The organism is Pseudomonas sp. 86_A (assembly GCF_017491705.1).
Classification (GTDB): Bacteria; Pseudomonadota; Gammaproteobacteria; order Pseudomonadales; family Pseudomonadaceae; genus Aquipseudomonas; species Aquipseudomonas koreensis.
Map to the genome: position 1 here is coordinate 58,704 of NZ_JAFGYS010000006.1, position 20,007 is coordinate 78,710.

Here is a 20,007-nt window from a genome sequence, read left to right on the forward strand (position 1 = left end):
TGCACATCCCTGCATAAACCAAAACGCAGGGATGGCTGTTCATGATCCATTTTTCACCCGTTAGATCCCGTTTGAGCCTGGCCTTGCTGCTGGCGATCAATACCTTGCCGGCAGTCGCTGCCGACGAGCCCACTACTCAGTTGCAACGGGTCGAGGTCACCGGTACGGCGATTCGCCGGGTCGATGCGGAAACCGCGGTGCCGGTCACCATCCTGCGAGTTGAAGAACTGCGCGAGCAGGGGGTGAGCACCACGGAAGAACTGGTGAGCCGGATTTCCGCCAACCAGTCCTCGGTTGGCTCCGGCCGTTCGGTAGGTTCGAGCAGCGGCGGGGCGTCGTATGCCGATTTGCGTGGTATCGGCCCGAACAAGACCCTGGTGCTGCTCAATGGCCGGCGGCTGAGCAACAACGCGACCAATGCGATCAATGGTTCCGGCGTTGACCTGAATACCATTCCGTTCGCCGCCATCGACCGCGTAGAAGTACTGCGTGACGGCGCGTCGGCGTTGTACGGCACCGATGCGATTGGCGGGGTGATCAACTTCATCACCAAGACCAGTCTTACCGAAGGCCAGCTCAGCACCAACTACGACACCCCGACCCATGCCGGCGGTGGTGAAAGTCGCAACTTCAGCGGCAGCTGGGGCTTTGGCGATTTACAGGATGATCGTTTCAATGTGTTCGGCGTAGTCAGTTATGACAAGCAGCAACGTCTGGCCGCCGAAGACCGTGGCTACACCTACAACTACCAGCCCGGACGTGGCCTGGATTACACCTCTGGCACTGCATCGCCGGCCAACTGGAGTCAGGGCAGCAACGCCACCAACCCGTTGGCCGGTTCCGGTTGCAACGCGCCGGGGCTGTTGGCGCGCAATGGCATCTGCCGCCAGAGCCTGTGGAATTATCTTGATCTGGTGCCGGAAACCGAGAAGACCTCGGCGTTCGCCAAAGCCACCGGCAAGCTCGCGGACGATCACAACGTCAGCCTCGAATACTTCTGGGCCCGCAACGAAAACCGCACGCAGATCGGCCCCGGCACGCTGATGGGTAATCAGGTCAATCCTGGCACCACGTTCTATCCCGGTAACGGCATTACCCCCGGGCCTAACGGTTTCGCCCTCGACCCGACGCAACCGGTGGACGTGAACTGGCGCGAAACCGCCGTCGGCGCCCGCCAGCATGAAGACGACAATACCGGCCAGCGCTTGCTGTTGAGTTTTGACGGCAGCGTGGTCGGCTGGGATTACAACGTCGGCGCGTCGTACAACCAGAACAAAGTGGTGAATGCCATCGAGGCCGGTTACGTCAACGACCGCGCGGTCAGCGCCGGTATTGCCAACGGCATCATCAACCCGTTTGGCGCGCAGACTGCTGCCGGGCAGGCGTTGCTGGCCGCCAACGCAGTGGACGGCGATTACTCGACGGCGGTAGGACGGGTCAAGGCGATTGACGGGCGTGTCAGCCGCGAGATCGGTGACTGGTTCGGTGCCGGCCCCTCGGCGTTGGCGCTGGGCGGCGAATATCGCAAGGAGGATTTCCATCAGGACTTCGCCCAATTCGCCGCCGATGTGCAAAGCCTGGGCGTCGATCCGAATGCCAGTGTCGCTGGCGACCGCAGCGTCTCGGCGCAGTACGCCGAGGTCAACGTGCCGGTGCTCGACAGCCTCGAATTGTCTGCGGCTGTGCGTCACGACAAGTACAGCGACTTCGGCAGTACCACCAACCCGAAATATTCGTTTCGCTTCCAGCCGTTCAAAGAGCTGGTGGTGCGGGGCGCCTACAGCGAAGGTTTCCGCGCGCCGTCACTGTACGAGTTGTACAACCCCAACTTCACCACCTTCACCGTTGCCAACTACAACGATCCACGGCTGTGTGCCGGCGGCAACCCGAGCAACGGCGGCATCGCCAACCGCGACTGCGCCCAGCAGTTCTACAGCCGCACCGGCGGCAACACGGACCTCAGCCCGGAAACCGCGCGCAACGTCACCCTCGGATTTGTTTACCAGCCGTTCGAGCGCCTGACCGCCGGGCTGGATTTCTGGTGGATCAACATTGCCAACCAGATCGCCGAATTTCCGGAGTCAGCGGTGTTCGAGAACCCGGAGCTGTACCCGGACCGCCTGATTCGCAAGCCTGATGGCTCCATCGATCACATCGTCACGGGCCTGGCCAACCTCGGCAAGATCAAGACCAACGGCGTCGACGTCAGCTTCGATTACCGCTTGCCGAGCACCCCGTACGGCAACTTCGGCATCGGCCTGCAAGGCACTTACGTCAGCCGTTACGAGTATCAGCAGCAGCTCAAGGGCGACTACATCGACAAGCTCGGCGATTTCCGTGGCGGCGACTTTTCCTCGGCCGGTGCCGTGGCGCGCTGGCGTCACAGCCTGACCGGCACCTGGAACTACGGCCCCTACGGTGTGGCGCTGACCAACCGCTACACCAGCGGTTACCACGACTCCGACCGCGAGACCCACGACTACGTCGGCTCGTACAACGTCTGGGACCTGGCCGGCACCTACACCTGGCGCAAGACCCTGAGCGTAACCCTCGGTGCGAAAAACCTGTTCGACCGCGAGCCACCGTTCAGCAACCAGACCTACACCTTCCAGAGCGGTTACGACCCGAAATACGCCGACCCGTTTGGGCGGACGCTGTACACGCGGGTCAATTACAAGTTCTGAAAATGCCCAGAGGGGGCGGGTTTTAGTCACTTATCGTTCTAACCCCCCCCCTATAAAAATCGCCGGCCTGTTGCACATCACAGGTAGGCAGGACGTTTAGTGATTGTTAGGGCCTTATCGCTGGCAAGCCAGCTCCCACACGCTTTGCGGTGTTCACAAATCCCTGTGGGAGCTGGCTTGCCAGCGATAGGGCCATTAGCAGCACTTTTGAAAAGGATCTGCCAATGTTCTCCAGGCTCATTCTGTTCAGCGCTTTTGCGCTGTTAAGCCCATTCAGTTGGGCCACCCCACAACCAGCCCTCACGGTCTACGGCGAAGCCCCGAAATACGCCCCGGACTTCCAGCACCTGGCCTACGCCAACCCCAACGCCCCCAAGGGCGGCACCCTGCGCCGCTCCTCGCTGGAAAGCGGCCCGTTCGACCACTTGATTCCCTACATCGATAAAGGTACCGGCGTGGCCGAGGTCGATGGCTGGCTCTACGCGCCGCTGGCCTATCGCAGCAAGGACGAACCCTACAGCGTCTACGGTCTGGTGGCGCAGCGGATGGAGCTGGATTCGGATCGCCGCTGGCTGCGCTTCTACCTCGATCCCAAGGCCCGGTTCGACGACGGCACGCCGATCACCGCCGAAGACGTGCGCTATACCTTCGAGCTTTTCACCACTCAAGGCAGCCTCAAATACCGCCAGCAGTTTCGTGACGTTGCCGAGGTCGTGGTGGAGTCGCCGACGCAAGTGCGCTTCAACTTCAAGAACAACGACAGCCGTACCTTGCCGCTGGATCTGGCGACGCTGCCGGTGCTGCCCGAACACTGGTGGCGCACGCGCAACTTCGCCGAGGGCGCTGGTTTCGAGATCCCGCCGGGCAGCGGCCCGTACCGCATCAGCGCGGTGGACGCCGGGCGCAGCGTGAAATTTCAGCGCGTCGCCGACTGGTGGGCCAAGGACCTGCCGATCACGCGTGGTTTGTATAACTTCGACCACTTGAGCGTGGAGTTCTTTGCTGACACGGATGTTTCCCGGCAAGTGCTCAAGGCCGGCGGCTTCGACTACAACCGCGAGTTCTCCGCGACCAGCTACACCATCGGGTATGCCGGTGCCGCTCTGGAGCAGGGCAAGTTGCTCCGCGAACATCTGGCGCCCGGTGCCGCGCAGGGCTCGCAAGGTTTCGTGTTCAACCTGCAGAAGCCCATGTTTCAGGATCGCCGGGTGCGTCAGGCAATCGCCATGCTCTGGGATTTCGAATGGAGCAATCGGCAGATGATGCGCAGCATGTACCTGCGCCAGCGCAGTTACTTCTCGCACAGTGCGTTGGCGGCCACCGAATTGCCGGACGCCGAGGAGCTGAAAATCCTCGAGCCGTGGCGCGGCAAGATTCCCGACGAGGTGTTCACCCAGGTATTTGAAGCGCCGAAAACCGACGGCAGCGGCAACGTTCGCGCCGAGCAATTGCAGGCGTTGAAACTGCTGGAATCCGCCGGATGGAAACCCCGTGGCGATCAGTTGGTGAACGCCCGTGGCGAGCCGCTGCAGTTCACCTTTCTCAACGGCCAGAAGGGCTTCGAGCGCCTGTTGCTGCCGTTCAAGCGCAACCTGGCGCAGATCGGCATCGGTTTCGATATCCGCCAGGTCGACACCGCGCAATACACCAACCGCGTGCGCAATCGCGATTACGACATGATCGTGGTCGGCTACCCGGTGAGTCAGGCGCCGGGGCGCGAGATGTTCAACTACTTCGGCGCCGACGGGGCGGACGATCCCGGCTCCAACAACTACATGGTGCTGCGCGATCCCGCCGTCGATGCCCTGCTCGAAGGGCTGGTGCAGGCTGACAATCGCGACAGCCTGTTGCGCCACGCGCATGCCCTGGATCGGGTGTTGCAGTGGGGCTATTACTGGATTCCCAACTACTACCCGCCGGGGATTTCCACGGTGTGGTGGAACCGTTTCGGCCGCCCGGCGACGGCGCCGCTGTACGACGCCGGGCTCGACACCTGGTGGGAAATCAGTCCCACCGCGCTGACTGCCGCGCAGATGCAGCAACAGCAAAAGGAGTACGCCCATGTGGGGTTATAGCCTGCGGCGTCTGCTGCTGATCGTGCCGACGCTGTTGGCGATTCTATTGGTCAATTTCGTGATTGTGCAGGCCGCGCCGGGTGGCCCGGTGGAGCAGGCGATTGCGCGCTTGCAGGGCATCGGTGTCGGCGCTGCGGTGGGCGGAGGCCATGTGGAAACCGTCGGCGGCGAATCCCGCGCCACCCGTGGCCTCGACCCGAAACTGGTGGCGGACATCGAGCGTCAGTACGGCTTCGACAAACCCGCCGGTGAGCGCCTGTGGCTGATGCTCAAAAGCTACGCGCAACTGGATTTCGGCCAGAGCTTTTTCCGCGGCGCCAGTGTCACCGCGTTGATCTGGCAAAAGCTCCCGGTGACGTTGTCGCTGGGCCTGTGGGCGACGCTGATCACCTACCTGGTTTCGATCCCGCTGGGCATTCGCAAAGCAGTGCACAACGGGTCGGCGTTCGATGTCTGGAGCAGCGTGGCGATCATCGTCGGCTACGCGATGCCGGGATTTCTGTTTGCGCTGCTGCTGATCATCGTGTTTGCCGGCGGCAGCGCGCTGGACTGGTTTCCGGTGCGCGGACTGGTCTCGGACAACTTCGTCGAGTTGTCGCCGTGGGCCAAGGTCGCGGACTACTTCTGGCATCTGGTGTTGCCGGTCACCGCGCTGGTCATCGGTGGATTCGCCACGCTGACCATCCTCACCAAAAACAGCTTTCTCAACGAGATCTCGCGGCTGTATGTGGTGACGGCGCGGGCCAAGGGCCTGAGTGAACGTCAGGTGCTGTACGGCCATGTGTTTCGCAACGCGATGCTGCTGGTGGTGGCCGGTCTGCCTCAGGCACTGGTGACGGTGTTTTTCGGCGGCTCGCTGCTGATCGAAGTGATCTTCTCGCTGGATGGCCTCGGCCGTCTGAGCTACGAAGCGGCGGTGTCCCGCGATTACCCGGTGGTGTTCGGTGCGCTGTTCATCTTCACCCTGTTCGGCCTGCTGATAAAACTGCTCGGCGACCTGTGCTACACGCTGGTCGACCCGCGCATCGACTTCACCGCGAGGACTGCCTGATGCTGACCTTATCTCCCATCGGCCAGCGTCGCTGGGCGCGCTTCAAGGCTCATCGGCGTGGCTGGTGGTCGTTGTGGCTGTTTCTGCTGTTGTTCGGCCTGAGCCTGGGCGGCGAACTGATCGCCAATGACAAACCACTGCTGGTCGAATATCAGGGCCAGTGGTATTTCCCGGCGTTCAAGCACTACACCGAGCAGGATTTTGGTGGCGAGCTGCCGTTCCAGCCGGACTATCGCAGCGTGCAGGTGCGGCAATTGATCGAGGGGCAGGGCGGGCGTCTGTGGTTTGCGCCCATTGCGTTCGGCTTTGATACGGTCAATTACGACCTGACGGAACCGGCACCGAGTCCGCCGAGCGGCGAGAACTGGCTGGGCACCGACGATCAGGCGCGGGACGTGCTGGCGCGAGTGATCTTCGGCACCCGGGTGTCGTTGCTGTTCGCTTTGGCGTTGACCGCCGCGAGTGCGCTGATCGGCATCGCCGCCGGTGCCTTGCAGGGCTATTACGGTGGTTGGGTCGATCTGCTCGGGCAGCGATTGCTGGAGGTGTGGTCGGGACTGCCGGTGTTGTACCTGCTGATCATCCTGTCCGGCTTTGTCGAGCCGAATTTCTGGTGGTTGCTGGGGATCATGGCGCTGTTTTCCTGGCTGAGTCTGGTCGACGTGGTACGCGCCGAGTTCCTGCGCAGCCGTGGCCTGGAGTACGTGAAAGCCGCGCGGGCGCTGGGGGTGGGTGATGCGCAGGTGATCAGCCGCCACATCCTGCCCAACGCGATGAGCGCCACCTTGACGTATCTGCCGTTCATTCTCACCGGGGCGATTGCCACGTTGTCGGCGCTGGATTTTCTTGGTTTCGGCATGCCCGCGGGCAGCGCTTCGCTGGGCGAACTGATCGGCCAGGGCAAGAGCAATCTGCAAGCGCCATGGTTGGGGCTGACGGCATTTTTTGCCCTGGCGCTGATTCTTTCTCTGTTGGTGTTCATCGGCGAAGCCTGCCGAGATGCTTTTGATCCGCGCGCTTGAGCCGAGGAGTTGATATGAGCGATAACCTGATCGAAATACGCGACCTGCGCGTTGCCTTCAACGGCCAGCCAGTGGTGCACGGCATCGACCTCGATATCCGCCCGGGCGAATGTCTGGCGCTGGTCGGTGAGTCGGGCTCGGGCAAATCGGTGACCGCGCACAGCATCCTGCAATTGCTCGACCCGAATATCACGCGGATCGACGGCAGCATTCGATATGCCGGTGAAGAACTGCTCGGCGTGCATGAGCGTTATCTGCGCCAGTTGCGCGGCAACCGCATTGCGATGATTTTTCAGGAGCCGATGAGCTCGCTCAATCCGCTGCACACGATCGAACGGCAACTCGGTGAAAGCCTGGCGCTGCACAAAGGCCTGGCGGGCGTGCAGGCCCGTGAGCGCATTCTCGAATTGCTCGAACTGGTCGGCTTCCACAAACCCCGTGAGCGCTTGAAAGCCTATCCGCATCAGCTCTCGGGCGGCCAGCGCCAGCGGGTGATGATTGCCATGGCGCTGGCCTGCGAGCCGCAATTGCTGATCGCCGACGAACCCACCACGGCGCTGGATGTGACCGTGCAGCGCCGGATTCTGCTGCTGCTCAAAGAGCTGCAACAGCGGCTCGGCATGGCGCTGCTGATCATCAGCCATGACCTGAATCTGGTGCGCACCATCGCCCAGCGGGTGGCGGTGATGCGTGGTGGACGGATCGTCGAGCAGGCATCGTGCGAGCAACTGTTCCGCGCACCGCAGCATCCTTACAGCATCGAGTTGCTCAATGCCGAGCCCGGCGGGCATGCCTTATGCCTCGACGCGACCGAGGACTTGCTGCAGGTGCGCGACCTGAACGTGCGTTTTCGTCTGGGTGGGGGGGGGTGGCGGCCAAAGACCTACCTGCAGGCGGTCAAGGGCATCGATCTGAATCTGCAGCGTGGCAAGACGCTGGGGATTGTCGGCGAATCGGGGTCGGGCAAGTCGACATTGGGGCAGGCGATTTTGCGCCTGATCGACGCCGAGGGCAGCATTCGCTTTGCCGGTGAGGCGCTGGAGCCATTGGGTGGCAAGCAGCTGAGGCCGCTGCGCAAACGCCTGCAAGTGGTGTTTCAGGATCCGTTCGGCAGCCTCAGCCCGCGCCTGTCTGTGGCGCAGATCATCGCCGAGGGTTTGCAGGTACACAGCGAATTGAACGCGGCGCAGCGTGAGCAGGCGGTGATCGATGTGCTGCGTGAAGTCGGTCTCGATCCGGCCACACGGCATCGCTATCCCCACGAATTTTCCGGTGGGCAGCGGCAACGCATCGCGATTGCCCGGGCGCTGGTGCTCAAGCCCGACCTGATCCTGCTCGATGAGCCGACCTCGGCCCTGGATCGCACGGTGCAAAAACAGATCGTCGCGTTGTTGCGGCGCTTGCAGGAGGAGCACGGCCTGACCTACCTGTTCATCAGTCACGACCTGGCGGTGGTAAGGGCGCTGGCCCATGACCTGATTGTGATGAAGGAGGGCGAGGTGGTGGAACGCGGCGAGACCCGCGAGCTGTTCAGCGCTGCGAAACACCCTTATACGCAGGAGTTGCTGGCAGCTTCTTTCGCCTGAACGCAAAAATCCCGCCACCAGGGCGGGATTTTCTTTAAACCGAACGACGTCTTACGACGGGAACAGTTCGGACAGTTTCATTGCCAGCATCATGTCGCCTTCAGCGCGCAATTTGCCGCCCATGAACGCTTGCATGCCGTCGGTCGAACCGTCGACGATGCCTTCCAGGGTTTCGCCGTCCATCACCAGAGTGACCTGAGCGTCCGGGTTCTCGCCTTCTTGCAGTTCGCAGGTGCTGTCTTTGACGATCAGCGAGAAGTTTTTGGTCTCGTCGATGCGGAAACCGAAGACCAGATCCAGACCGGCAGCAGCGGCTGGGTTGAACTTGGCTTTCATTGCTTGTACGGCATCAGCTACGGAGGTCATGGTTCGATCCTTATTGGGTTGATTGCAGCAGGGTCACAGTTACCCGGACTCAGCGGAAAGTGATGAGTTCCGGAGCCTTCAGCAGCTGCAGATGTGCATGACTGTTGAAGGAAGCCAAAACCACCTCGCGACCGCGGAACTTCAGCTGGTTGAGCGAGGTGTTGACGATTTGCCAATTCAGTTCAAAGGCCTGTCTGGCAGGCATTCGGGTAATCAGGTGGAGCAGGGCGGTGATGGTGCCGCCAGAGGTGAACACAGCGATTTTCTGCTGGCCGTCGGCCTGTTCGAGGATGCGCTGCAGCCCGGCCTGAACCCGCTCGACGAAACCCAGCCAGCTTTCCAGGCCAGGGGTGTCGTACGTGCCGGCCAGCCAGCGCTCGATGACCAGGGCGAAAATGCGCTGGAATTCGGCGCGGTTCTGCGCCGCGTTGCGCAGGATATCGATGGCTTCCGGTTCGTCCGCGAGCATGGCGGGAATCAGCGCGCGGATCACCGCGTCGGCATCGAACTCGTTGAACGCAGCGTCGGTTTCCAGGGGCGGTACCGGCAGACCCTTGGCGGTGAATTGCGCCAGCGCGCTGGTGGCCGTGTGTTGCTGACGACGCAGGTCGCCCGCCAGGCAGCGATCGAAGCAGATTCCCAGCTCGGCCAGGTGCTGACCGAGGATTTCTGCCTGGCGCACACCGATCGGCGAGAGGACGTCATAGTCGTCTGCACCAAAGGAGGCCTGGCCATGTCGAATCAGATAGATGCTGCCCACGTCCGCGTCATCCCGGTACGTTGAAGGTTGTGGCGAGGTTATGAGGATGACGGAGTGCTGTCAATGAAAAAACATACGCTTGTTTGAAATGCTCGTTACAGGCCTGTTGCCAGAGGTTTCACGGCTGGTCGACAAGGCGGCGCATGAGTATGCTGGGACCATCCCGCGCGTGTTATGCATCCGCGCATTGTTTTAAGGAGTCGCTGTGGAGTTTTTCACCGAATACGCCAGTTTCCTGGCCAAGACCGTAACCCTGGTGGTCGCCATTCTGGTGGTGCTAGCCAGTTTTGCTGCATTGCGCAGCAAGGGCCGGCGCAAGTCGGCAGGGCAGTTGCAGGTCAGCAAGCTCAACGATTTCTACAAGGGCTTGCGTGAGCGCCTGGAGCAGACCCTGCTCGACAAGGATCAACTCAAGGCCTTGCGCAAGGGCCAGGCCAAATCGGAAAAGACCGAGAAGAAGCAGAAGAACAAACCCGAGGCCAAATCCCGGGTGTTCGTGCTGGATTTCGACGGTGACATCAAGGCCTCGGCCACCGAAAGCCTGCGCCATGAAATCACGGCGCTGCTGACCCTCGCCACGCCGAAGGACGAAGTGGTGCTGCGTCTGGAAAGCGGCGGCGGCATGGTCCACAGCTATGGTCTGGCGTCGTCGCAACTGGCGCGTATCCGTGAGGCCGGCGTGCCGTTGACCGTGTGCATCGACAAGGTCGCGGCCAGCGGCGGCTACATGATGGCGTGCATCGGCGAGAAGATCATCAGCGCACCGTTCGCGATTCTCGGTTCGATCGGCGTGGTCGCACAGCTGCCTAACGTCAACCGTCTGCTGAAGAAGCACGACATCGATTTCGAAGTGCTGACCGCCGGTGAGTACAAACGCACCCTGACCGTGTTTGGCGAAAACACCGAGAAGGGCCGGGAGAAGTTCCAGGAAGACCTGGACATCACCCATCAGTTGTTCAAGAACTTCGTGGCTCGCTATCGGCCACAGCTGGCCATCGATGAAGTGGCGACCGGGGAAGTCTGGCTCGGTGTTGCGGCGCTGGACAAACAATTGGTCGATGAGCTCAAGACCAGTGACGAATATCTGGCTGACAAGGCGAAGAAAGCCGAGGTCTACCATCTGCATTACGCCGAGCGCAAAAGCCTGCAGGAACGCATCGGCATGGCGGCCAGCGGTTCGGTGGATCGGGTGTTGTTGAGCTGGTGGAGTCGCTTGACCCAGCAACGCTTCTGGTAAACGAGTTAAAAAGGCCCTTCATTGTTTTGCAATGAAGGGCCTTTTTTATTGCGGGTGGTATATATGTATTTTATAAGTTTGAAATGTTGATTGTGTCGCCGTTGGTTTGATCTGTTATTCGCGCTTTTATAAAAGAAGATGCTCGTTAAGCTGATTGTTCCTTTCAGCACTCGAGATCATCATGTCTTCTTTGCCTGCCGCAAAAGCAATAACCGTTCCAACCTCTGAACAAAAAGGCGTGTTCTTTGATTTGATCAAAAAGAATGCACCTCCCTGGGTGTTGGCGGCCTCGGAAGAGTTGCGCCGCGAACTCTACAACAGCCTGATGGCCAGTCATCGCACGCGCAATGCCGCAGGCGTATTGATGACGAAACTGCAGTCGCCGGAGCAGTTCTGCGCACCCTTGCTGGCCAAGGCCATGTCCGACAAGTTGTCCAGTCCGCTGGACGTGACCGGTGTCGTGTTTCAGCACGTGCGCTCGACGTCGAGCCTGCTGGGGCTACGCAAAAAACTGGTGCTGCCGATCAATCGGGATCTGCTGGCCGCCGCGTGCGAGAACTTCGAATCCAGCGAAACCGAGGCGGGCAACTACAGCGATACTTCACTGATCTATATCCCGGAAAAATTAACCGGTACCACCGCGTCGGTATTGCCGATACAACCCCATGAGTTTGCGCAGTTGTGCCGGACACTGGACTTGGGCAAACAGTATCAGGCTCATCTCGAATCGGTATTTGAACCCAAGGCCGAATCAAGCAACGTGCGCAACCAGTGCGTTGCCCATGTGCGAAGTTGTTTTGAGGTGGATCGGCATATTGCCCTGATGAGAAAACATATCAGCGAGCCGGTTTACCAAATGTTGAAATCGGTAAAGGACGGTGCCAGCCCGATCAAACTGGGGAAAAACACCCTGGGGTATCAGAGTCTGGAAATGTTCGATATGACCCTGCATGGCCCGTTGTTCATCGGGCCCGTCAGTGAACACGCCGACGATGATTATCGCTGCGTGGTTTACCTGCCGGGGGATCCGTTGCACCCGCTGAAAGAATACGCCTCGTTCACCGACTTCGAGGTCGAGTTGAGCAAGCGCCTGAAAAATCCTCCATTCAAGGCGTTTTTCATGGAATTCCTGAAGATGAGCGATCGGGCGGCCTTTCAACAGGAACTTGACATTCGCTTTTACCCCAGTGGCAGTTCACCGCTGCCCAGTGCCGTCATCTACGCGACATTGACTGGCGTCGATGTGGAGGGAGACCCTTTTGCGCTGATACACCGTCAGCAGGTCGCGCGGACGCTGGCAGACGCCCGACTTCTGGTGGTGCCCACCGATGATGAAGACGAGAAAACACGCCTCGCGCGCCTGGAAACCTACAAGGAAATCGGTATCGATCTGCTATTGGTCGCGGTGTCGTTTCTGCCGGTGATAGGTGAAGTGCTGTTGACGGTGGGGGCTCTGCACCTGCTGTCGCAAGTGTATGAAGGGGTCGCAAGCTGGACCCGTGGCGAGCAGGAAGAGGCGACGGATCACCTGTTCGATGTCATTGAAAACCTCATTCTGATGGCCGCTTTCGCAGCCGGTGGCAAAGCCATCGGGGTCACCTATAAAACCGTCAGGTCGTCGGCATTCGTCGAGCGTTTGATAGCGGTCAACCCGGGTGGTGGACGCCTGCGTCTGTGGAAGCCCGATCTCAAAGCCTACCGCCAGCCCCGACGGTTGCCGAAAGGTTTACCCGTTGATGAGCGCGGATTGCGTTGGCTCGAAGGGCAGGCTTACGTCACCCTCGACACCGATCGGTACGCGGTGCGTCAGAAATCCGAGACTGAGTTGTGGGAAGTGTTGCCACCCACGGGCGCAGCGGACAGCTATCGTCCATTGCTCGAAACCAATGGCCGCGGCGCCTGGCGTCATGACTCGGAACGTGTGCAGGAATGGGGACGGCTGACCTTGTTCCGCCGCTTCGGCTACAGCAGCGAAGCAATCCCGGACACCACCGCAACGCGGATTCTGGCGGTCAGTGGGCTTGAAGACAGCGTGTTGCGTCAGGTGCATATCGATCAAGGGCAAACCCCGGCATTGCTGGTCGATACTGCACGACGTTTCATGGCGGACGCCGCAGTCAGGGAATTCATCGGGCAGTTGCAATCCACGGCCTCAGCGGCGCTGGCCGACCCCGATCTGCAGATGCACTTGCTCACCGCCGCTGTGAAATGGCCGTCCGACAGCTCGATCAGCGTGGTCAATGCACTGGATCGGCAGGTCAGCCGTTATGGCCCGGAAACAGCCAAGAACGTGATCCGCCTGACTGAGCAGGCGTTGCACAAAGGTCAGTTGCACGATTCGCTGTTGTCAGGTCTTGCGCAACATCAGCGAGAAAATCTGCTCGGTTCGGCGTCCACGGATACGGCAGTGCAAGCGCGGGAACTGACGCGGATCATCGCCGCACAGGCTGAAGCCGCACGCCCCGGTCTGTTTCGGCGGGTTTACCAGCGTAGCGAAGCTCCGGGCCATCCGCGGGTCGCGGTGTTGATGGAGAACTTTACCGATTTGCCCGCCAGTGTGGCCGAGGAACTGGTGAACAACGCCTTCAGTGGCGAATGGCGGGAACTGGACGCGAAACGGGTGCCTTTGCGCCTGGCGGAGGAAGCCCGGCGTTACCAGCAGATGATCCGTGTGTGTCGCGCGTACGAAGGTTTGTATCTCGACGGGGCGGGAGGACAGTACACCAATCGGCTGGTGCTCGATGCACTCGAACACCTTCCGGGCTGGTCGGACTCTGCGTTCGTGCAAATACTCGAATGGACCAATACCCATGGTTCCGCGGCCGCGATTGGCTCGGCGAAAGCGAGCGAACGGACGGTGGTCAGCGTGTTCTCGGATCGAATCAACGTCATTCAGGGCGCCGACGCGCCGCTGGTGTCCTTCACCAGGCGCACCCGTGAGCATTATTTCCGCGCGCTGTGGATGGGACTCTCGACGCAACGCAAGACCGCGTTGGGCGTTCAAGCGGAAAACGGTGCCGCCACCCTGCAGGCGAAGATTACCCAACTGGCGCTGGAGCGCCGGGCGATTTTCGCGCCGACTCTGGGGGCGCGGCCGGGAAGTCTGTCGCCAATGGGTCTGAGCGAGCGTCCTGCTGTCCTTTACGGCACGGAATCCGGCGAGGCCAGCAACGCCATGGTGCGGCGGGCCCAGGCGCTTTATCCCCTGCACACCCCGGCGCAGATTCACCGTTTGCTCAATGCCCTGGGCACAGACGAAGTCACGGTGCTGAGGAAGCTTGAAGTGTTGCGACTGGAATTTTTTGGTCTCAGGGAAACCTTGAGTCGCTGGGTCAGCCGTCAGACCTGGCATTTGACGGCCGCTGGCGTGCGGCAGTTGACGCCTCGGGCCAGCAAGCTGCGCGCCATGCGCGCGATCATTCGCAGCTGGCGCCGGGAGCCGGGAAGTGTTGCTGCAGACAGAAGTTTATACGCCACATTGCGATTCGCGCCGGAGCCTTTGGGCGAGCTACCGCTGATAGACGCCGATTTCAGCCATGTCGGGCGGGTGATCATGGACGGCGTAATGCCCCATGCCGGGCTGAGCGCGTTTCTGCGTCACTTCAGCCAGTTGCGCAGCCTGTCGCTGTGTGACAATCAGCTCAGCCAGCTTCCGCAATCGCTGGAGCGGATCCGCTGGCTGACGCACCTGGACCTGAGCAGTAACCGTCTGCTGTCCTCCGAGGCATCGCTTGCTCAACTGGGGCGAATGAAAGACCTGCGCGTGCTGCACCTGGATTTCAACCCGAACCTGGCGCAGGTTCCCGATCTCGGTGCGCTTGAGCATCTCGAACAGCTGACCGTACGCGGCAGCAGGATTGCGCACTGGCCACAGGGGCTTTCCGGTCTGCGCCGATTGCAGTTGCTGGATCTGCGCGACAACCGGATAGAGACCCTTCCGGCGCAGGTGTTCGACACTGCCCACGCGCAGCAGATGATTCGGATGCACGGTAATCCGTTGTCCTCCGAAACGCTGAAAAAGATTGCCACGACTCAGCAGACCCTGGGTGCCCGTTTCGGCGTGACCCCGATGGGGACGCGGAAAGCTTCACTGGAGACGGCGGCCCAGGAAAACCAAAGCGTGCAGTGGCTGGCCGGCGAAAGCGCCAGCGTGGCGTCGTCCCGGCGCAAGGTGTGGGACGCCTTGCGAGCGCAGCCCAATTCCACTGATTTTTTCCATGTGCTGTTGCAACTGGTGCACAGCGCAGAATTCACCCGGGTTTACCCGCACTTGCGCCAGCGTGTCTGGAATGTCGTGGATGCGGCTGCCGGCAATCAGCGTCTGCGCCGTTCATTGTTCAATGCGGCGCGCAGCGCCAGGGTCAGTGTCGACGGCTACAGCGCACTGTTCAGCGAAATGGAGGTGCTGGTCTTGTGTGCCCAGGCGCGGGAGGCGACCACCACCGGGGTGCAGGCGCTAGAAGAGCAACTGGTGAGTCTGCTCAAGGGCCTGTTCCGATTGCACGAAGTGGAAAGCCTGGCCCTGGTCGACATCAGCGCACGCTTTCACACCGCGCCTATGCAATACGATCAGGCGCTGGAAGTCAGTCTGGCTTATCGGGTGGGTCTGGCGCAGCGTCTGAGCCTGCCGGCGCAGCCCCGGACGCTGAGCAACCCCTTGAGTGTCGAGGTGTCAAAGAGCGCGCTGGATAAGGCCTATCAACAGGTGGTCAAGATCGAAAACAGCGGCGCCTTGCGTGACTGGAGCATGGCGCAGACATTCTGGATCGAGTATCTGGAATCGGCCCACGGTGAGCGGTTTTCCGCCGTGAGCGAACAGACGGCGCAGGCGATGGCACAACTGGAGGGGCAAATCGAACTGACGCGGGAGGCGGCCTCGACGCAGATGAATGCCATCCTCGACAACTTCAATAACCAGCGGCGGGAATTGATTGGCGAGTTGACCGATCAGGCGTTGGCACGCCATGTCGTTCCCGCGCTGTCGACGACGCCAGTGGCTGAAAAGGCTGGAAGCTCAAGCAAGCGCTGACGTTTTAAAGGGTCAGCCGGGAATGAACAACGCCTTGAGCCCGATGACAGGCTCAAGGCGTTTTTCGATCAGCGACGACGGAACAGCGGCAGCGGTTCGTCGGTGGCGGCCTGGTAAGTGACCGAGAAGTCCTTCAGGCTTTCGAGTGCATCGTACGGGTCTTTGTCGGCGCGCAAGGCGAACGCATCGAAACCGCAACGGCGCATGTAGAACAGCTGGTCGCGCAGCACATCGCCAATCGCCCGCAGTTCGCCTTTGAAACCGTAACGGTCGCGCAGCAGACGTGCGTTGGAGTAGTTGCGGCCATCGGTGAACGCCGGGAAGTTCAGGGCGATCACCTGGAACTGCGCGACGTCGTCACCGATTTCCTCGGCTTCTTCATCGGCGTCCAGCCACACACCCAGGCCGCCGTCGCGGGCCTTCAGGGCGTGAGCATGATCACGCCACAGGGCCAGCGGCACGATCAGGTCGTCGCAGTTGGAAATACCGTCGAGGGTCGCGTCCTTGGGCAGCAGGTGCCAGGTTTCGTCGACAACCTCGTTGTTCTTAATGATTCGCTGCATAGACGCGTTCCTTGAAGAGGTCGATGCCAATACGCTGGTAGGTGTCGATGAAGCGCTCGTCTTCGGTGCGTTGTTCAACGTACACGTCGATCAGCTTCGAGATCACGTCCGGCATGTCGTCCTGGGCGAAGGACGGGCCGAGGATCTTGCCCAGGCTCGCGTCACGGCTGGCGCTGCCACCGAGGGACACCTGGTAGAACTCCTCACCTTTCTTGTCCACCCCGAGGATGCCGATGTGGCCGACGTGGTGGTGACCACAGGCGTTCATGCAACCGGAGATGTTCAGGTCCAGCTCACCGATGTCGAACAGGTAGTCCAGGTCGTCGAAACGGCGCTGGATCGATTCGGCGATCGGGATCGACTTGGCGTTGGCCAGCGAGCAGAAATCACCGCCCGGGCAGCAGATGATGTCGGTCAGCAGGCCGATGTTCGGCGTGGCGAAACCGCTTTCACGCAGTTCGCCCCACAGGGTGAACAACTGGCTTTGCTCGACGTCGGCAAGAATGATGTTCTGTTCGTGGGACGTGCGCAGTTGACCGAAGCTGTAACGCTCGGCCAGGTCGGCGACGGCGTCGAGCTGCTTGTCGGTGATGTCGCCCGGGGCAACGCCGGTCGGCTTCAACGACAGGGTCACGGCGACATAACCCGGTTTCTTGTGCGCCAGGGTGTTGCGGCTGCGCCAGCGGGCGAAACCCGGATGTTCTTTATCGAGTTCGGCCAGGGCGGCAGTCTCGTTGTCCAGCGCCTTGTAGTCGGGGTCGACGAAGTGCTTGGCGACGCGATGCAGTTCGGCTTCGGTCAATGTGGTCTGGCCACCGCGCAGGTGTTCCATTTCCGCATCGACTTTCTGCGCGAAGACTTCCGGCGTGAGGGCTTTGACGAGGATCTTGATCCGCGCCTTGTATTTGTTGTCGCGACGGCCGTAGCGGTTGTAGACCCGCAGGATGGCGTCGAGGTAGCTCAGAAGGTCCTGCCACGGCAGGAACTCGTTGATGAACGCGCCGACCACCGGGGTACGGCCCAGACCGCCGCCGACCAGCACGCGGAAACCCAGCTCGCCGGCTTCGTTGTGTACGGGCTCAAGGCCGATATCGTGAACTTCGATGGCTGCACGGTCACCGGTCGAACCGTTGACGGCGATCTTGAATTTGCGTGGCAGGTACGCGAATTCCGGGTGGAATGTGGTCCACTGACGAACGATTTCGCACCACGGGCGCGGGTCGATCAACTCGTCGGCCGCGACACCGGCGAACTGGTCGGTGGTGACGTTGCGCAGGCAGTTGCCGCTGGTCTGAATCGCGTGCATCTGCACGGTGGCCAGTTCCGCGAGGATGTCCGGGATGTCTTCCACCGCCGGCCAGTTGAACTGCACGTTCTGCCGCGTACTGATGTGGGCGTAGCCCTTGTCGTAGTCGCGGGCAATCTTGGCCATCATGCGGGTCTGACGCGAAGTCAGTTGGCCGTAAGGCACCGCCACGCGCAACATCGGCGCGAAGCGCTGGATGTACAGGCCATTTTGCAGGCGCAGGGGGCGGAATTCTTCTTCGCTCAGCTCACCTGCCAGATAGCGTCGGGTCTGATCACGGAACTGCTTGACGCGGTCCTCGATGATCCGCTGATCGTACTCGTCGTATACGTACATATAAGTCCTGTTCTCAGGCTTTGGGCTACTCGGAAAACGCTGCGTTTTCGCTTGCTGGAGTCCGATGGTGCCTCTGCAATTACGCGCGCACGGCCGCGCACTCCCTAACGGAGCCGGGGCAATATACCCGTTTGCAGTTATGCGCAAAAGTGATGTTTGAGTATATGTAAAGAACCAAATCGCCTAACGAGAATAGTTGTTGATTAACCCACATTTGTCGCGGGGACAATCATCGTCTTAACTGTGATCGAGTCTTTCTGCAATCACCGATAAAACCGACAAGAGGCGATGCAATGAGCAACCCGACCAAGGCAAAAAAAAGCGATAGCAGTGTCGATGCGTGGGCCATTTTGTTCCTGATCATTCTCGTTGTAGGAACAGCGGTATTCTGGGTCAGTCATCAGTAAACGACCGATTCGGGCCCGCTTCCGACGATTGTCGGACAAAAAACGGGATCAGGCGTCAGTAGCCGCTGATTCGGGGGCTATAATGCGCGGCCATTTTTCCCCGGGCCCGAATCATTCATGTTGAAGTTTTTCCACCTCAGCCTCCTGCTGCTCGGCGCGGTTTTCGGACCCGCGGCCCGGGCCGAGTCGGTGCTGTTCCTCAATCCGGGTACCACCCAGGAAGCGTTCTGGGTCAGCTATTCGCAATTCATGCAGGCGGCGGCCCGGGACCTGGGCGTCGACTTGCAGATTCTTTATTCCCAGCGCCAGCCCGAACTCACCGTGGCTCAGGCGCGAGTCGCTCTGCAGGGGCCGAATCGGCCCGACTACCTGATGTTCGTCAACGAACAGTACATTGCCCCACAGATCCTGCGGCTGGCCGAAGGCAGTGGGGTCAAGCTGTTCATGGTCAACGCGGTGCTGACCGCTGATCAGCAGACCCTGGTCGGGGAGCGACCCGATCGCATCGGCAGCCTGGTGCCCAATGACGAGGAGGGCGGCTACCTGATGATGAAGGAGCTGATTCGCCTGCATCCGCCCGTGGCGCGGGGTGAGTCGATCGAGGTGCTGGCATTCTCCGGCCTGAAGATCACCCCGTCGGCGCAATTGCGCGAACGGGGCATGCAGCGTGCCCTCGCCGAACATCCCCAGGTGCGGCTGCGGCAACTGGTCTACGGCGAGTGGACACAGCAGCGCGCCTACGAACAGGCACGGCAACTGGTCGGCCGTTATCCGAACGTATCGCTGGTGTGGTCGGCCAATGACGAAATGGCGTTCGGCGCAATGCGCGCGTTCGCCGAGGTGGGCAAGGTAGCGGGCAAGGATGTGCTGTTCAGTGCGGTCAATACCTCGTCCGAGGCGTTGCGCGCAGTGGTCGATGGACGTTTGAGCGCACTGGTGGGCGGCCACTTTACTCTCGGCGGCTGGGCACTGGTGGAATTGCACGACTATGATCAGGGCGTCGATCTGGCCCGATATGGCGGGCGTGATCGCCAGTTGCCGCTGCTGCAACTGATCGACAAGAGTCAGGCCCAGCGGATGCTGGCCATGGGCTCAGCGCCGGGTTATGGCGTGAATTTTCGCAAACTGTCAGCCAAGGGCCGTCCGGCCTCGTATCGTTACCCGTTCGACCTGCAGACCCTCATGCACTGACAGTCATCAGACTCCGGCGAAATGCAGCACCAGTTTGACGATGGCAAACAGCATCAGGGCGAACACGGCGGTAAAGCCGATCCCCAGAATCACGAAGTGGCTGGGCTTGCCATGGGTGAAGTCCCTTGCCCGATTCTTCCCGCTCTGAACCCCGAACGCCGCGGCCATCACGCTGTGCAGCATCTGCCAGAAGCTTGGCGGTTTGTTGTCGACTGGATCGTCCATAAATCCCCCGTCTGAAGGTCTGTCCGCAAAGCATAGCCAATCCGCCGCCATGTGCCGGTCAAACCCCGATTCGCCGACTTGATTGGAAACAAACTGCTGCCGATGCGATAACTATGTACCGCAGATGCGCTGTCCGGAGATGGTTTGCTGTTTTTCCATTTTTCCGGAG

Annotated in this window: 13 protein-coding genes; 8 read left to right on the forward strand and 5 right to left on the reverse strand. The window is 60.7% G+C overall.

Annotated elements, in window-relative coordinates; translation table 11 throughout:
• Positions 1–41: 41 nt before the first annotated feature.
• From J5M57_RS10745 to J5M57_RS10765, 5 genes are all read left to right on the forward strand, one after another.
• Positions 42–2,684 (forward strand): TonB-dependent receptor, encoded by a 2,643-nt coding sequence (locus tag J5M57_RS10745; RefSeq protein WP_207848566.1) that lies wholly within the window; start codon positions 42–44, stop codon positions 2,682–2,684.
• A gap of 224 nt (positions 2,685–2,908) precedes the next feature.
• Positions 2,909–4,759, forward strand: a complete 1,851-nt coding sequence (locus tag J5M57_RS10750) for an extracellular solute-binding protein (protein WP_207848565.1) — start codon at positions 2,909–2,911, stop codon at positions 4,757–4,759.
• Entirely contained in the window at positions 4,746–5,810 is a 1,065-nt protein-coding gene (gene yejB, locus J5M57_RS10755; protein WP_207848564.1) for a microcin C ABC transporter permease YejB, read from the forward strand. The genes J5M57_RS10750 and yejB overlap by 14 nt, the downstream gene beginning before the upstream one ends.
• The gene (locus J5M57_RS10760) at positions 5,810–6,832 is read left to right on the forward strand and encodes an ABC transporter permease (protein WP_207848563.1); all 1,023 of its coding nucleotides are present in this window, start codon (positions 5,810–5,812) and stop codon (positions 6,830–6,832) included. The genes yejB and J5M57_RS10760 overlap by 1 nt, the downstream gene beginning before the upstream one ends.
• 14 nt (positions 6,833–6,846) lie before the next feature.
• Positions 6,847–8,418, forward strand: a complete 1,572-nt coding sequence (locus J5M57_RS10765; protein ID WP_207848562.1) for an ABC transporter ATP-binding protein — start codon at positions 6,847–6,849, stop codon at positions 8,416–8,418.
• Positions 8,419–8,469: 51 nt separating this feature from the next.
• On the opposite strand, the gene J5M57_RS10770 is transcribed toward J5M57_RS10765, so the two are convergent.
• Both J5M57_RS10770 and J5M57_RS10775 read right to left on the reverse strand, forming a co-directional pair.
• Positions 8,470–8,784, reverse strand: coding sequence for an SCP2 sterol-binding domain-containing protein (locus J5M57_RS10770; protein WP_103302367.1), 315 nt, complete (start codon positions 8,782–8,784; stop codon positions 8,470–8,472).
• Between the two features lie 49 nt (positions 8,785–8,833).
• Positions 8,834–9,544, reverse strand: a complete 711-nt coding sequence (locus J5M57_RS10775; protein ID WP_207848561.1) for a histidine phosphatase family protein — start codon at positions 9,542–9,544, stop codon at positions 8,834–8,836.
• A gap of 205 nt (positions 9,545–9,749) precedes the next feature.
• Here J5M57_RS10775 and sohB point away from each other — a divergent pair, with 205 nt between their 5' ends.
• Both sohB and J5M57_RS10785 read left to right on the forward strand, forming a co-directional pair.
• Complete coding sequence (sohB, locus tag J5M57_RS10780; protein WP_083368942.1) at positions 9,750–10,781, forward strand: protease SohB; 1,032 nt, start codon at positions 9,750–9,752, stop codon at positions 10,779–10,781.
• A 250-nt stretch (positions 10,782–11,031) separates the two neighbouring features.
• Positions 11,032–15,810, forward strand: a complete 4,779-nt coding sequence (locus tag J5M57_RS10785) for a DUF6543 domain-containing protein (protein ID WP_243435155.1) — start codon at positions 11,032–11,034, stop codon at positions 15,808–15,810.
• Between the two features lie 68 nt (positions 15,811–15,878).
• Here J5M57_RS10785 and J5M57_RS10790 read toward each other — a convergent pair whose 3' ends face one another.
• Together J5M57_RS10790 and J5M57_RS10795 are read right to left on the reverse strand one after the other, a co-directional pair.
• The gene (locus J5M57_RS10790) at positions 15,879–16,373 is read right to left on the reverse strand and encodes a DUF934 domain-containing protein (RefSeq protein ID WP_047598609.1); all 495 of its coding nucleotides are present in this window, start codon (positions 16,371–16,373) and stop codon (positions 15,879–15,881) included.
• Positions 16,357–18,015 (reverse strand): nitrite/sulfite reductase, encoded by a 1,659-nt coding sequence (locus J5M57_RS10795; protein WP_207848559.1) that lies wholly within the window; start codon positions 18,013–18,015, stop codon positions 16,357–16,359. The genes J5M57_RS10790 and J5M57_RS10795 overlap by 17 nt, the downstream gene beginning before the upstream one ends.
• Positions 18,016–18,539: 524 nt before the next feature.
• On the opposite strand from J5M57_RS10795, the gene J5M57_RS10800 reads away from it, so the two are divergent.
• Positions 18,540–19,613: an ABC transporter substrate-binding protein gene (locus J5M57_RS10800; protein WP_207848558.1), complete on the forward strand. Its 1,074-nt coding sequence runs from the start codon at positions 18,540–18,542 to the stop codon at positions 19,611–19,613.
• A gap of 6 nt (positions 19,614–19,619) precedes the next feature.
• On the opposite strand, the gene J5M57_RS10805 is transcribed toward J5M57_RS10800, so the two are convergent.
• Positions 19,620–19,838: a DUF2970 domain-containing protein gene (locus J5M57_RS10805; protein WP_064587742.1), complete on the reverse strand. Its 219-nt coding sequence runs from the start codon at positions 19,836–19,838 to the stop codon at positions 19,620–19,622.
• Between the last annotated feature and the right edge of the window lie 169 nt (positions 19,839–20,007).

Coding starts and splice junctions, on each gene's coding strand:
- J5M57_RS10745 (WP_207848566.1), top strand. CDS start 42: ATGATCCATTTTTCACCCGTTAGATCCCGTTTGAGCCTGGCCTTGCTG.
- J5M57_RS10750 (WP_207848565.1), top strand. CDS start 2,909: ATGTTCTCCAGGCTCATTCTGTTCAGCGCTTTTGCGCTGTTAAGCCCA.
- yejB (WP_207848564.1), top strand. CDS start 4,746: ATGTGGGGTTATAGCCTGCGGCGTCTGCTGCTGATCGTGCCGACGCTG.
- J5M57_RS10760 (WP_207848563.1), top strand. CDS start 5,810: ATGCTGACCTTATCTCCCATCGGCCAGCGTCGCTGGGCGCGCTTCAAG.
- J5M57_RS10765 (WP_207848562.1), top strand. CDS start 6,847: ATGAGCGATAACCTGATCGAAATACGCGACCTGCGCGTTGCCTTCAAC.
- J5M57_RS10770 (WP_103302367.1), bottom strand. CDS start 8,784: ATGACCTCCGTAGCTGATGCCGTACAAGCAATGAAAGCCAAGTTCAAC.
- J5M57_RS10790 (WP_047598609.1), bottom strand. CDS start 16,373: ATGCAGCGAATCATTAAGAACAACGAGGTTGTCGACGAAACCTGGCAC.
- J5M57_RS10795 (WP_207848559.1), bottom strand. CDS start 18,015: ATGTACGTATACGACGAGTACGATCAGCGGATCATCGAGGACCGCGTC.
- J5M57_RS10800 (WP_207848558.1), top strand. CDS start 18,540: ATGTTGAAGTTTTTCCACCTCAGCCTCCTGCTGCTCGGCGCGGTTTTC.
- J5M57_RS10805 (WP_064587742.1), bottom strand. CDS start 19,838: ATGGACGATCCAGTCGACAACAAACCGCCAAGCTTCTGGCAGATGCTG.